Source organism: Legionella pneumophila subsp. pneumophila str. Philadelphia 1, from assembly GCF_000008485.1.
GTDB classification, from domain to species: domain Bacteria; phylum Pseudomonadota; class Gammaproteobacteria; order Legionellales; family Legionellaceae; genus Legionella; species Legionella pneumophila.
Map to the genome: position 1 here is coordinate 2752852 of NC_002942.5, position 14099 is coordinate 2766950.

The following is a 14099-nucleotide window of genomic DNA, read 5'->3' on the forward strand; positions in this document are numbered from 1 at the left end:
AAAGCGAGTAATCAATGACTCGAAATTCAGTGAAAACAGTATGTATCTTTTTATCGATAATCCTTTATGTCATTGCCTTGTGCTTACCCGCGGCAATAATACCTGATTTTGAACGAGGGATACATCAAACACATTATGGATTTGAAATCTTAATCACAGGATGGATGGGTTTTCTAGCATGGCAACCTGCTTGGCTGGCAAACCTTTTGTATCTATTTTCATTACTGGCCTATGGATCCAAAAACAGTTATCGCTTTGGCATTACAGCTTTTATTTTTGCCATGCTTTCGCCATTCATTCTTGTAGAAAAATTATTAATCGGATTTTACGTATGGCTTGCCAGTTTTGCTATCTTACTATACGGGAATAATTTGCATGAAATGACTATAGAGTAGATTTAAGATTAATAAGTCTATTCCTTGTCTATAGAACATCTACAAAATCATTAAAGCCTCATGTCTTGGCATGAGGCTTATTGTAAGCTTGCTTGGAAAAATCATTCTATGTATTGGATGCAGCTACTTTTTTAAAGCGATCATGTCCAATGAAACGAGCTCCCGGTCCTTCATGAGTAATATCCTGAGCCTGATGGGTCAAGATGGAAATGGTATCAATGATGTTTCCTTTTTTAGTGAAATTACCACTAAAACTTAATACAGAACCACACCCGGGATAAACAACACTAAATGTCACAGTGTTACCTACAGCATAACCTATAATCGGTCTTTTTTGGCCAATTGCCTGAGGACAAGATTAAGAGCCGCTCAATATTCTAAAACTGAATTTGGTGATTCTAGCCAATCCCACTGCAGTGAAACAAAGTACGGGGATAGCTACACTTAATGGCCCGGGCATCCATTGAGCTGTCAAAACACCAATCAGGCCCGCGAGACCAAACTGGCAAGCACCCAACAGAGCGGTAGCGACGCCAGCTTGCTGTTCAAAATCCTTTAAAGCAAGCGCTGTTGCTGTGCCCATGCTAATACCAATACCCACAGTCAAGCAAAGCATGGGAAGCATAAAACTTAAAATGCTGCATTGACGAAGATTAAGAGCCAGCATAAAAAAGCATGACAGTGTCATTAAAACCAAGCCCCAACGCACTATGCTCTCCAATGAGTGAGAATAAGTAAGTCGTGCGGCCATCATATTGGCAACAAACACAGTCATTGCATTCAAACCAAACCAGAAACCATATTCAGTCGCACTCAGGTACAGTTGTGTGATCAAAATACCTGGTGATTGAGCACAAAACAAGTACAATCCCAGCAAACTGGCTGAGGCAACCCATGTGTATTGGCGAAAGTCAGAGTTACTTATTATCTGCCTCATCACTTGGTGCACCCTCATCTGGAGCAGCTCGGGTTTGGGATAGTGATAATCAGGGATGTAACGGAAGGCTATGCCAGTCATTAATAACCCAAGCAAGGTTAAAAAGTAGAATCCACTATGCCAATCTTGCGTCATATCCAACAATAATCCCCCAATAACTGGAGCAGAACTGGCAACCATCGAATTCGTCCCAGACAGGATACTAAACAAGCGGGCACAGGTGCCCGTTGAAAAATTATCTCGAACGATAATAAAGCATAGTAAATAGGTTCCACAGGCACCAGCTGCCTGAATGATACGTGCAAAAATCAATGCCGGTACTGACGGAGCTAACGCAGAGATCAACGATCCTGCAAAAAAAAGAAGTGCCGTACTCAAGGCCATCTGTCTTCGTCCAAAACGATCGGCCAAAGGCCCAACCAATAGCTGACCCAAAGCTACAGTGAGCATAAACAAATAAAGGGTAGCTTGCATCGTTGTACTGTCAGTATTGAAATAACGACTCATTTCCGGAATTGCGGGCACAAAAACATCCATAGCAAAAGAAATGCTGATAATGAGTGGAAATAATCGAAAAAGACTTTGTCTTTCTGTCCAGCCAATAAAATTCAATTAATGGTGTTCCTGATAAAATATTACTTATGAAAAATATAAACTGCGCTTAATTGTAACAGATTTACACTCAATGTTATAAAATTGCTGATTCAACAGATGTTATTCAATTAATTATTGGTAGTCCAAACGCAAAAATTCTGGACTACCGTAAAACATAAGGAATAACGAAGTGAGCAAGAGGCTTTAGCCAAAATGAATGATCGGGAACATAGAAAAATGCACCAATTGCCAGAAACATTGCTTTGGGTAACCAGTCGACATACTTATATTGATTTATGTTTTTCAATTTCCCTGGCAAAACGATCCAGAAATCCTTGCAGAAAATTTCGGGTAGACTCCATGGTAATAGAAAAATTGTTATCAATCAGTCCATCTTTATAAACAAGATAAATTTCAGGCTGCCCAAAGCAAACGCCATCAATTGCAACCATTATGCTTCGCAAATGCGATTGAGCAACAGCGGTTCCAATAGCTCCCGGACTCGTTCCAATAGCTGCCATGAGTTTGCCTGCCCATACATTTTTTCCGTATGGCCTGGTCCCCCAATCTATAATATTCTTCAATACACCGGGTATCGAACGATTATATTCAGGTGTCACAAATAAAACAGCATCTGCCTCAGTAATTTCTTTTTTTAACCGAATGACTGAGTCAGGTAAATTATTATCAAAATCCTGGTTATAAAGAGGAATATCATCTATTTTAATATGAGATAGCTGAAATGTAGGATGCTGAAGCTTGTCCAGAGCAAACGCTAATTTACGATTAAAAGATTCTTTACGAAGGCTTCCGACAATAACAGCTACATTGAACATAAATTTTTCCTTAAATTTATTGATACAAAATGAATTAATCGATTTATCAATGATTATGCATTAAAAAGCAGTTATTAAACAAGACGTATTCATGCTGCGTCAGTATTCAAAAAATATTAATAAGTTGTTGATATATAAGGAATTAATAATGGGGATACTAATTGATGGTATTTGGCACGATGAAAACAATATAAACACAGACAAAGAAGGACGTTTTGTTCGTGCTGAATCAGGTTTCCGTCAGCACATTACTGCGAATGGAGAGAGTGGGTTTAAAGCAGAGCCTGATCGATATCATTTATACCTGTCCTATGCTTGTCCCTGGGCATGCCGAACGTTAATCATGAGAAAACTGAAAGGATTGGAAAAAATTATTTCTGTTTCTTTTTCAGATCCAGTCATGGGTAAAAATGGCTGGAGTTACGGCGAATCAGGTAATGAAACAGCCGATCACATCAATCATATCCATTATCTCAAAGAGTTGTATTTGGTTGCCAGAAAAGATTATACCGGTAGAGTAACAGTTCCTGTTTTATGGGACAAAAAAAAGAAAACGATAGTCAATAATGAATCATCAGAAATCATGCGCATGTTGAATAGCGAATTTAATGCCTTTAGTTCTACAGATCATGACTATTATCCAAAACAATGGCGCCAAAAAATTGATGAGATTAATCAGCTTGTCTATGAAAATATTAACAACGGTGTTTACAAATGCGGCTTCGCTAAATCCCAAAAAGCTTATGAAGAAGCATTTGATGCGTTATTTAATACCTTAAATCAAATAGAAAACCTATTGGCAACACAGCGATATTTGCTAGGAGAGCAACTAACAGAAGCCGACTGGCGTTTATTTACAACATTAATTCGGTTCGATGCCGTGTATCATGGTCACTTCAAATGCAACTTGCAGCGGATTGCCGACTATCCGCATTTATCCAATTATTTACGAGAGCTTTATCATTTTCCTGGTATCAAAGAAACCGTAAATTTTAATCATATCAAACAACATTATTATCGAAGTCATTTAAGCATTAATCCTACGGGAATTGTTCCCAAGGGCCCAAAATTAAATTTGGATGAACCACATAACCGCTATGAATTCTAATAAATTTTTCAATAGCTAGAAATTAGGATAAAAAACCATGCAAAAAATCACTCCTTGTCTATGGTTCAATGATAAAGCCGAAGAAGCAGTGACGTATTATATCTCGATTTTCAAAAATGGGAGTATTGAAAAAATTACTTACTATGGCAAAGAAGGAGTTGAATTCCATAAAAAACCAGCAGGCAGTGTGATGACAATCCTCTTCAATTTGAATGGACAACAATACGTGGCACTTAATGGCGGCCCTGAATTTCGATTTAACGAATCCATCTCACTGATGGTCAATTGCGATACACAAGACGAGTTGGATTACTTCTGGAAGGAACTCTCAGCAGATGGAGAAGAAGGTCCTTGTGGCTGGCTCAAAGACAAATTTGGATTATCTTGGCAGATAGTTCCCGATATCTTGGCTGAATTGCTGAGTGACCATCAAAAGTCAGAAAAAGTCATGAGAGTGCTTCTGCAAATGAAAAAACTGGATATCGCAAAGCTGAAAGCTGCAGCAGAATAAGATGCTAAGGAAAAATCATAAAATCGAAGCAATAAATGACCTTTAGCAAAGAAATTGGGAGTTACGAGTCTTGCAATAATCAATTTATCAAGGAGAATACATGAAACCGCTAATACCTTACCTTCTTTTCAACGGTACCTGTCGAGAAGCAATGACATTTTATCAGAATTGTTTTGGAGGAGAATTAGAACTAATGACGTATGGTGATTCCCCTGAAGGGGCTTGTGATAAAAAAGCCGATAAAAACGACATCATGCATGCTTGTTTAAGACAAGGTGGTTTCACTCTGATGGCATCTGATTGGCCAGGTGGCGAAGCAAAGCAAGGCAATAATGTGCATCTCAACATTGATTGCAGCACAAAATCAGAAATTGAAGCCCTGTTTAAAAAACTAAGTCAGGAAGGAACGGTAGTGCAAGCACTCGCCGATACATTTTGGGGCGCGCACTTTGGTATGCTGATTGATAGGTATAATATACACTGGATGTTAAATTATTCTTTGAAACAATAGAAATCAAAATACAAAAAAGTCTGATCGACAATTTTTAATCAATTGAGATCGTTTCACTAACCAGTAAAGTAAGTCCCATGTGACCAGCAAAAAGCTCATCATACAGGGATTTACTTTATGTCATTATTTACGGTCATAAATACATGAGATAGTTTCTTGTTTAATATCATCCAAGGTATTTCCTGTTTGAAAATGCTGTCCTTTGACTACCAGTTGCTCTTGCTCCAATGCCATGGAAACCTTACTAAAAAACACATTCAAACTACCGCTTTGATTGATAAACAAATGATAATTAATAAAAATTAAAGCTGTGTTATCTTGATTCCATTTCACTGTAGTGCTGCCGCTTTCAGATAAAGATAAGCGTGAGGATGACTCTGCTCGAACTTCACCCGGAATATATTTTTCTTCCATAAATCCATAGGAAATAGAAATGTGTTCTCGAGTATGCTTGATAGTTAGGTCCACAGCCGGATTACTATCACATTGCCCGCTCCACCTGCCAGAAAAATCTATTTGATTTTTTTTGATTTCATCATGAGCCCTATATCTCAGTTTGTTATTATTTCTTAAATCATTCTCATTCTCAAACCAGGGAAGAGCTGAAGCCTGATTCATAAAACCGACGAAAAAGAATAAAACTATAAAAAAATGTCTTATCATTTCTGACTTCCTTATCAGTAGGCAGGTTTGTACAGAATAATACTTTTTCTGTCTCGCAGAAAACGAATTTATAATATCATTGCAATCTACTTTTTAAGGAGTATCCGGGAAAATAGCAATTCAGGGTTCTTGCTTTTGACACAACTCTTACAACATAGCATGGTTTTGCTTTGGTATAAGACGTACTTCGAGAAATCCGCTGGAAATTGATATTCCGTTACCCCGAAACCGAATATTGTCGCTTTCATAGACTATTGGTATGGCTTTTATCAGACAATTTACTGACAGCATATGTTATAGCTAAAGCAGCTCCTCCAAATAGGCCCCACTTTAGTGCTTTCGACGCATAAGAACTGTTGCTCTTTTCTATTCTGGGATCACTTTCTTTTTTTAAATAACCATGATCCATTTGTTGCGACATATTCTCAATGACTTCTATTAAATACTGAATAATATCTTCTGGCTTTGCAGGATCTTCAGCATTACCCATCTGGATAAAATTTTTTTGACTATGAAAATAAGCATCCGGGTTCATTGGAGAAAGAGTGTTGCCCAGAAAATCCTCTAATAAAATACCTACCGTATCATCACCATTGATTTGTTTGTTCACCAACTCTTCTTCCAAACACTCAATAGGCAACTTTAATAAATAAAATCGCAGGTATTGCAATACCATCACATGTTCATTGGGTGTTAAATCGCCTTCTTTACGTTCAGTTGGAATCCCAAAAAACAGATTATAATTGGATTCGAAGTAAGATTTTATGGCCGTTTTTTGCTGAGCTGATAACCCCATACTGAGCTTCCTCCAATAGCAGTAAAGTCTAAATAATGCAAAGCAAAGCTTAACAGAAGACAGAGTGATCTTAAATCTTTCATGATGACCTTACAATGAATTTTATGTGCAAATTATAAATAATCAAATAAAAACAACATTAAGAATTTGCTGTCATTGTCTGGAGGGATTTGTTAAGTTAATCTTTTCTTTGGGTTCCACGAATCAATATGAATCGCTTCATTCGTTTTTTGTTGCTTCTATTGATAACCTGTTCTTCAGGCTCTCCCTATCTTTATGCAGCCAATAAAAATAATGATTTTGTTTTATTTGAAAAAATATTTACTGACTGGACTTTGGCATTTAATCAAAAAAAACTGGCACCAACTTGTGCTTTATTTTCAAAATCATTAATTGCCAATTATCAGGGTGCTCCGCAAAAAAATTACACGTCTATTTGTCACGGCTTTAAAAAAATATTTCAGCAAACAAGGAAAAATTACCAATATCATTTTAAATTAAAACAGGTCTATCGCTCAGGCCATCTCGCGGTTGCAAGAATTACCTGGTACTTGCAAATATTTGAGCAAGGAAAACTCATTTCCGAGACGCAAGATGAAGGATTAGATGTCTTTCTAAAAGATGCACAAAATCAATGGAAAATTATTAATTTCATAGGATACCCTGTCCCTGGTAATCTCGATGAAAAACACTAAAACAAGGTGGCATAATAAATTGTAATATGCTCCTTGATTGATCTTGTTGTATTTTATCAATATAATCGCCACCCTATTTATTTGATGAGTATTAGCATGATCACTGAAATTGAAACATTACTAAAAAAGGCGGGATTTACCTATGTAGGGAATGGCAGAGGCTTGGGGGAATTTGAAAAATATGAAAATCACCTCTACCATAAAAATGTTTATGGCTCAATACAACAGATCCAATTGGCTATGGACAGAGAGAATGACACGGTGAGACCCGTGTTTTCAAAAAATGTTCCAATAGAGCTACGTGACAGTATTTATGAACTTATGAAAAACCCATCTGAAAAAAATTCGTTAACATTTAATTGACATTAGGGTGTGTTGACAATTGGCTCCCAAAGCCTACGTGCCGCGACTTGTTCGCGGCATCCATGAGATCTAATCAGCTGCAGATTTCTTCATAAAGATCGCGCCATTCTGGATTTAACTCTTCAATTAAATTTAACTTCCACTGTCTGCACCAATTTTTGAAACGTTTCTCACGACGAGCAGCTTCTATGTACGTTTCATGCACTTCATAATAGACCAAGATATGTACATTATACCGTGCTGTAAACCCTGGAATCACTTTATTTTTGTGCTCCCAGACCCACTTAATTAAATCAGATGTTGAGCCAACATATAGGGTGCCATTGCTAGCGTTGAAGCATAATTCCGTTTTAACTTATCGTACCTTGTTGCAATAGCACGAAACTGTTTAAGTCTGGCAAATATATTTTCAACTAGGTGACGATATTTATATAAACCCCAATCAACTTCAGCATTACCTGTTTTAGAGTTTTTCTTTCTGGGGATAATTGGAATGGGAGATTTTTGCTTAATTTGTTCTCGAATTTCTTCGCTGTCATAACCTTTGTCCGCAATAGTATAAGTTGCTATCGGTAAAGAGCTGATTAAGTCCGGTGCAGCTTTAGCATCATGTACTTCACCGCAAATCAACTGAAATGAAATTGGAAAACCAAAGGCATCCACAGCCATATGGATCTTTGTTGTATTGCCAGCGACCGATTTACCAATGGCTTCAATTGTTTTCATTGAGCATAAGTCTAAGCATTGCAAGCTCGTTTTGTACTTGGGGTTAGAACCGTTATAATACGAGTTTACTCTTATTTATCAATCAATTACACACTTATTCGAAGGACCGATTTCAAGTTGACCATCTCCTGGATGCCGCGAACAAGTCGCGGCACGTAGGCGTTGGGAGCCAATTGTCAACACGCCCTAGAGTTTGAGCCATAATTCCCTTAAATGGCTAATTGCAGATTGTTAGGTTTTATCAGAAAAATTTTAAATAATTAAAGCATAAGGCCTAACCTGCTTTTTTGTTAGCATGATATAATTAATGTGCGGATAACTTGTCGAATCCATGTAATAAAATTTTGCTTGTTTTGCGAAAAATAATGAAACCCATAGCACATATCGCAGATAAAGAAATAATATCTATCCCTGTTAAAGAATGCGGCGAAGAGCTCATTGATCTTAAAAACCAAAATATTATTGTTTACGGGCCCCCTCCAGAAACCCCTTTAACCGCAAATGACTACACCAAAATACGTAAAACCGTATATCAAAAATTATGTTTGGCACAAAATGACCTGCCCAATGGCTGGCGTTTTAGACTATATGAAGGATTACGCAGTCTGGCTGTTCAGGAAATTCTGTTTAACCAACAACGTGATAACCTACGTCAAAGCAAAGAGTACGATTCCTATGAGGATTTATTTAATGAAACCTGTCGTCTGGTTTCTCCAGTAGTCCATTTGGATGGGACAGCTAATATACCACCACATAGCACCGGGGCCGCAATCGACATTGAGCTCATTGATAGCTATGGCAATCTGATTAATCTTGGAATGGCTGCAAAGGACTGGTTAATTGTTGATCCTGATTTAAGTGAAACCTATTCAAAACTTATTTCTGAAGAAGCTATGCAAAATCGTATTCTGATGCTGAAAATAATGGCTAAGCATGGTTTTGTTAATTACCCCAGAGAATGGTGGCATTTTTCCTATGGAGATCGCCTATGGGCCTATATGACAGAACATTCTACTGCCATCTATGGTGCTATCATAAATAATTAAGCCAATGCGGCAATGCCTGCCATTCTTGAACTGGGCTAATTATTTGATTATTCTGTCAATATTACCTTAAAGAATATCTCTTATGACCCCATCTATTTCGCTTATTACCTCCTATTCTTTATTACCCGCCATATTGATGTTAATCGGTGGGGGCATCGCAAGCCTTTACCGTCCAGGTGGTTCAATAACCAGCGCAACCCAACATTTTGCAGCAGGTGTTGTTTTTGCTGCTGTAGCAAAAGAACTGCTACCCAAAATCGGAGCATACCATGATCCTCTTGCTCTTATTATCGGCTTTTCAGTAGGCATTCTGGCCATGTTATTTCTAAAATGGTTGGCTAACAGGCTCGAAGATCTTGAACAAGAAAAAACAGGTCTATCCTGGGGATTATTAACCGCAGTTGGAATTGATTTATTAATAGATGGTATTTTAATTGGGGTTGCTTTTTTGGCTGGTGAACGAGGAGGAATTCTTATCGCTATTGCCCTTGCCATTGAAATTTTCTTTTTGGGATTATCGACGACCGCCACTTTAGGGGCAAGACAAGTGAACGTGCCAATTCGTCTGTTAACCAGTGTCATTTTGGCCATATTGATCCCTGTGGGAGCTGCTCTGGGCGCCAGTTTATTAATTCATTTACCACTATCGATTACCAATGGAATTTTATCATTTGGTGTTGCGGCATTACTTTATCTGGTCACTGAGGAGTTATTGCTTGAAGCCCATGGGGTTCGTGAAACCCCTTACATTACTTTATGTTTTTTCATTGGATTTTTGTTGATTTTATTGTTAGAAGGGCTGGCAGCATAAATGCAAGCAGGTATTTTAATAAAAACATAAGCTATGATGAGCTGAACCAGCTTGGAAAAACAAATACAAATCACTTTTCTATAGTCTAAAAATTAAATTTTCTTCCATTCTTTTTAACTCTGCTTGATCAAGGGGGAGGTCCACAGTCCAAGGTTTTATTGGCTGGGGAAGATTCGTTTCAGTACAGTAAATTTTCAACTCTTGCGCTGAAATATGATCGATATCAAACTCCTTAACAAGTGTTTGCACTCCCTCCTCAAAACTGGTTAAAGTTTTTTGAATGACTTCATCACCATCATGTTTTGAAAATTTCAATTGATTCGATTGAGCGTCCCAAATCAACGATTTACGTCCATATTCCGTAATAGATCCAACAATCGTTTTATTGTCTCGAATAGAAATTGTATCCGGATAACGTTCCAATTTGAGTAAGTTCAGCTCTACCGTTTTGAGATCTATGGGGATCAAATCAGTCTGCATCAAGCGAAACCACCCTTGACTTGTTTTCCTCTCCAGAACATGCACACCATCCTGCTTATAAAATTTAAACTCTTCTTTACCTTGTAAAATGGACTCGTCTTTTTCTGTTATCAATATTGGGAGCCTTGGAGCAGAAGCGCCCAATCCCGGATCCAGAAGAAATTTTTTGTCTCCCACAGTCACGACTAAAACAAGATGAGTAGCAGGTATCGCAAGTACCTTAGGGGAGTTCACAGGTTCGCCAACAAGAACACGCGCCGCACAATATTCCGTCTTAAATCCCAATTGCACTAATGCATCAAACAACAGACCCGCACTTTGGTAACAATACCCCCCATGCTCTGAAGAAAGCAGCTTTGTATAATTAAAAAAAGACAAGGATTGTCTTTGGACAGGATGTTGATTAGCAATTCTGCGTAATTCAAAATTGGAATAAGGAAAAACTTTAATATGTGCTAAATAAATACTGTTTAAGTATTTAATCTGTTCTTCGGGGGGTAAATCAGATAATAATTGAAAACCTAATTTTAATTTTTGGAGATATTCCTTTAAGTCGATGGGTTTCATATAAAACTAAATCATAATACTTTTTTACATCGTATCTGGTTTAAGTTTGAAAATAAAGTGTTTTATTAAAACAAAAATCAAGGGTTCCATAGAACCCTTTGCCCACAGCCCAAACAGAATAGAAAGAAACACTTGGTTTCAGCGGTTAAACTATCCAGCTAAGCCAGTTTATTGGATATTTCTGTTTTTAGGGTTTCCAGGTTATTCGCAAATTCACCCATTTTTTCAGAAGAGTCTGTTTTTATATTTTCTTTGCCAGAAAAGAAAACTCCTACATATCCCTTTGCTGATGAAAAGTGTACAACCAATGCAGGAATAACTGCCAAGGTTGCAATAACTCCTATAAATCTTCTGACAAAATCAGGATAGCCATGCCAACCACGATGCGTTGATAAAACTGGGCTGGCCTCCTCAAGAACCTGTTTACACTTCCTTTCAAATTTTTGAAAAGATTGAGGCGTAATATCATCCATAAAAAAATCATTTCCTACTGTGGATAAGTCATTAATTAGTGCTTGCATGACATTGGTTGCTTCGTGAAGAGTACCATATTTTTTATTCAGTAATTCTGCTTTTCTTTGTAATTCATCTAATAATTTATTGAATGAATTTTGATACGGCATAATTTGAGAACGCAACATCTGTTGATTATGTCGTTGTTTTGCACGTAGTTGATCTTCTTGAGTAAAAAATTTTTCGAGGTGTGGACAATACTTTAAAAACAATGCGATTAATTTTAAATCCCCATTATTTATCGCCTGGGTTAAATGAGCCTTGTTGAATTGGTCTTTATAAGCACTGTTGGCTTTAAAATGGTCTTCCATGCGCTGATAATAAGTATCAAATAAGGCAATTATCTTTGATGCCTTTACAGGATCGGTTTTATCATAGCATCGCGCCCAATCAAGTGCGGTTCGTCCCCCAGTTGGGGTTTCTCCAATTTTATATCGATGACTCCCAGACACTTTTGTTCTGACATGAATATCAGCACCTGAATCCATTAAATATTCCACGATATCCACATAGCCATTGACACAAGCCCAAAGCAACGGAGTTTGTTGGAAAGAGTCTTTGGATTCCAATAAATCTGGTCTATGTTCTATAATGATTTTAACCAGCTCAAAATCTCCTTTTTTTGCTGCCTGAATTAAATCATTCCCGTCAATATTCAACGCATGACGAGAGTCTGCGTTGAGAAACGCTCGAATCAAATCAATATGAACCGGTCTACTCTTTATCACTGAAATAAACACGGATGGGAAAACAAGATTGGCATAGTTTTCAATTAAAAGTTTTGCATGTTCGTATTTCTTTTTTTGAATCACTTCACTTAAGATTTGTGACTTTTGATATTTCGTCAGGTAGCGAACTTTTGACGCCACAGCTTCAGCTATCCCTTCGTCATTCACTTCTTTATCTAGCAGAACTTTTATCTGTTGAAACTCTCTTGATTTATCAATATAAGATTGTCTTTGATTATAAAAAATTTCAAAATTTTCAGATGAAATTTTCTTTTGCTGCTCCAAACTTCGTATATTTCCCTCTTCATTAATAGAACTGGTGCTCCAACAAAGACGCCCTCCCATTACGATATAATTGGAATCCTGGAGCAATTGAGCACTGCATGCTATTCTTAGTTCATCAAAATGTTCAGCATCAATATGAGCCAAGACGATGCCATAAGTTGATTCAGCAATAGACGCGTATTCTGCAGAAGTCAGCCCAAATTCATCGGCCATCATTCTCATAAACGCTTTTTCATCGTTACATAATTGTAATACCAAATTATTCAACGTACCCCTGTCTTCAAACAAACCCAGGAATTTTTTTGCCTTTTCTTTGTTTTTTAAACGCAACTGCAAAGAACACAAATAGAGAAACGTTTGTAAAATAAACAGCTGATAAGTGTTCCTGCGTTTACATCCTGATTCAGAATCATCATTAGTGCTTTCGTTATATTTATCAAAAGCCTGATTGTAGACATCTGCAAATGTTTTTTGCTTGGTTCCTGATTGTTCACTCAGCAAATTTGCTTGTTTAAATATTGATTTAATGGCATCGACTATCTCTTCCTTTTGCCAGGTACTAAAGTCTTCGTTGTCTCCAAAGGCAGCGACCAAATTGCCTTCCATGACTTCGAAAACAGCTGATTGTTGATTTTCTAAAGAAGTATCCTGTTTTTGCAGAATTTCATAAACCGCTTTAAATAAAGCTTGAGGATCTTTATTATCTTTTTTGCATAAGTAATCGATGGGGTCTGCATCCAGTTTTCCCAGCGCATCAGCAATCAGGTCCAAGTTACCCTCTGCAGCAGGCTTTTGCACAAGAGACAATGCTTCCAGGCATTGATTAATGTCGGACTGGGCAAGTAATTGCTTGTAGCGGGATTCACCGGGGTTTATAAGACTCATTACGTTTGGCAAATCAAATTGTCGCACTCTGTCTGGATACACCGTTACAACAAACTCGCTCTTTGATACCATGATTTCATCGCTGTGACTAAAATCATTCCTCATGTCTTCAAAGCCTGGATTTCCTTTTCTGAAAGCGAGAGCTTGCTCTTTCAACTCATTGAGATTTGCTATGATTGTTTCAAGAAATAGTTGCTCATCCACACGGATTTCAGTAGACGATTTGAGACCATTTAATTCATGAATCAAATTTGAGAACAATTCGGTAAAGGGTTTTACAGAGTGACGACCTCCGGATTTCTGCTTACCATAAAAAAAAGTTCTTCTTTCTAAATCCGATTTGCACGTATTATCGCCAAATAAATAAAGAAAAATTGGCTTGGTTTCATCGGCAGTAAAATTGTCGGAAATACTGGCCGCGCCTGTTAAAGGCACAATTATTGATAGCTCACCTGATTTATCTAAATGAACAAAGGGGTATTTTTCGAATATTTTGGCTAATTGGTCTTTCAATTTCGTTATACTCTTTCATTTTAAGCTTTTTTGGCGCCATTGTAATATAGTTTGCTTAAGACAAAATTAATAACACTGTGGGCATAAATAAGCCCAGAAAAAACCTCTTGTTGTCTCTGCCAACAAGAAAATCCCA

At 37.4% G+C, this 14099-nt stretch carries 15 protein-coding genes and 2 pseudogenes; 8 read left to right on the forward strand and 9 right to left on the reverse strand.

The genetic code is table 11. The features are described 5' to 3' along the window. The first annotated feature begins 14 nt into the window (after positions 1-14). The gene (locus tag LPG_RS12275) at positions 15-395 is read left to right on the forward strand and encodes a hypothetical protein (RefSeq protein ID WP_010948139.1); all 381 of its coding nucleotides are present in this window, start codon (positions 15-17) and stop codon (positions 393-395) included. A 106-nt stretch (positions 396-501) separates the two neighbouring features. Here the strand turns inward: LPG_RS12275 and LPG_RS12280 are convergent, their stop codons facing one another. From LPG_RS12280 to LPG_RS12290, 3 genes are all read right to left on the reverse strand, one after another. Continuing rightward, a complete protein-coding gene (locus LPG_RS12280; RefSeq protein ID WP_015444079.1) occupies positions 502-693 on the reverse strand; it encodes a hypothetical protein in 192 nt (63 codons plus the stop codon). Between the two features lie 60 nt (positions 694-753). Then, positions 754-1944, reverse strand: coding sequence for a multidrug effflux MFS transporter (locus LPG_RS12285; RefSeq protein ID WP_010948141.1), 1191 nt, complete (start codon positions 1942-1944; stop codon positions 754-756). A 266-nt stretch (positions 1945-2210) separates the two neighbouring features. Continuing rightward, a complete protein-coding gene (locus LPG_RS12290) occupies positions 2211-2762 on the reverse strand; it encodes an NADPH-dependent FMN reductase (protein WP_010948142.1) in 552 nt (183 codons plus the stop codon). A 148-nt stretch (positions 2763-2910) separates the two neighbouring features. Here LPG_RS12290 and LPG_RS12295 point away from each other — a divergent pair, with 148 nt between their 5' ends. From LPG_RS12295 to LPG_RS12305, 3 genes are all read left to right on the forward strand, one after another. Further along, entirely contained in the window at positions 2911-3870 is a 960-nt protein-coding gene (locus LPG_RS12295) for a glutathione S-transferase family protein (protein ID WP_015444077.1), read from the forward strand. Between the two features lie 37 nt (positions 3871-3907). After that, on the forward strand, positions 3908-4381 hold the full coding sequence (locus LPG_RS12300) for a VOC family protein (RefSeq protein ID WP_010948144.1): 474 nt from the start codon (positions 3908-3910) through the stop codon (positions 4379-4381). 100 nt (positions 4382-4481) lie between these two features. Continuing rightward, a complete protein-coding gene (locus LPG_RS12305; RefSeq protein ID WP_010948145.1) occupies positions 4482-4892 on the forward strand; it encodes a VOC family protein in 411 nt (136 codons plus the stop codon). 123 nt (positions 4893-5015) lie between these two features. Here LPG_RS12305 and LPG_RS12310 read toward each other — a convergent pair whose 3' ends face one another. After that, positions 5016-5573 carry a lpg2443 family Dot/Icm T4SS effector gene (locus tag LPG_RS12310; protein WP_010948146.1) on the reverse strand — a complete coding sequence of 186 codons (558 nt, stop codon included), beginning with the start codon at positions 5571-5573 and terminating at the stop codon, positions 5016-5018. Between the two features lie 226 nt (positions 5574-5799). Further along, positions 5800-6414, reverse strand: a complete 615-nt coding sequence (mavI, locus tag LPG_RS12315) for a Dot/Icm T4SS effector MavI (protein WP_010948147.1) — start codon at positions 6412-6414, stop codon at positions 5800-5802. Between the two features lie 146 nt (positions 6415-6560). On the opposite strand from mavI, the gene LPG_RS12320 reads away from it, so the two are divergent. Together LPG_RS12320 and LPG_RS12325 are read left to right on the forward strand one after the other, a co-directional pair. Beyond that, a complete protein-coding gene (locus tag LPG_RS12320) occupies positions 6561-7046 on the forward strand; it encodes a hypothetical protein (RefSeq protein WP_010948148.1) in 486 nt (161 codons plus the stop codon). Positions 7047-7130: 84 nt separating this feature from the next. Then, on the forward strand, positions 7131-7409 hold the full coding sequence (locus tag LPG_RS12325) for a hypothetical protein (protein ID WP_010948149.1): 279 nt from the start codon (positions 7131-7133) through the stop codon (positions 7407-7409). 73 nt (positions 7410-7482) lie between these two features. On the opposite strand, the pseudogene LPG_RS12330 reads toward LPG_RS12325, so the two are convergent. Then, positions 7483-7734, reverse strand: a pseudogene (locus tag LPG_RS12330) (GIY-YIG nuclease family protein); the annotation flags it as partial. Further along, a pseudogene (locus LPG_RS12335) lies at positions 7698-8123 on the reverse strand (IS5 family transposase); the annotation flags it as partial. The pseudogenes LPG_RS12335 and LPG_RS12330, both read right to left, overlap by 37 nt. A 377-nt stretch (positions 8124-8500) precedes the next feature. On the opposite strand from LPG_RS12335, the gene LPG_RS12340 reads away from it, so the two are divergent. Both LPG_RS12340 and LPG_RS12345 read left to right on the forward strand, forming a co-directional pair. Beyond that, complete coding sequence (locus LPG_RS12340; protein ID WP_015444074.1) at positions 8501-9181, forward strand: M15 family metallopeptidase; 681 nt, start codon at positions 8501-8503, stop codon at positions 9179-9181. 82 nt (positions 9182-9263) lie between these two features. Beyond that, entirely contained in the window at positions 9264-9992 is a 729-nt protein-coding gene (locus LPG_RS12345; protein WP_010948152.1) for a ZIP family metal transporter, read from the forward strand. Positions 9993-10070: 78 nt separating this feature from the next. On the opposite strand, the gene LPG_RS12350 is transcribed toward LPG_RS12345, so the two are convergent. Next, positions 10071-11039: an arylamine N-acetyltransferase family protein gene (locus LPG_RS12350; RefSeq protein WP_010948153.1), complete on the reverse strand. Its 969-nt coding sequence runs from the start codon at positions 11037-11039 to the stop codon at positions 10071-10073. 158 nt (positions 11040-11197) lie between these two features. Next, on the reverse strand, positions 11198-13963 hold the full coding sequence (gene ankF / locus LPG_RS12355) for a Dot/Icm T4SS effector AnkF/LegA14/Ceg31 (protein WP_010948154.1): 2766 nt from the start codon (positions 13961-13963) through the stop codon (positions 11198-11200). Positions 13964-14099 lie beyond the last annotated feature (136 nt).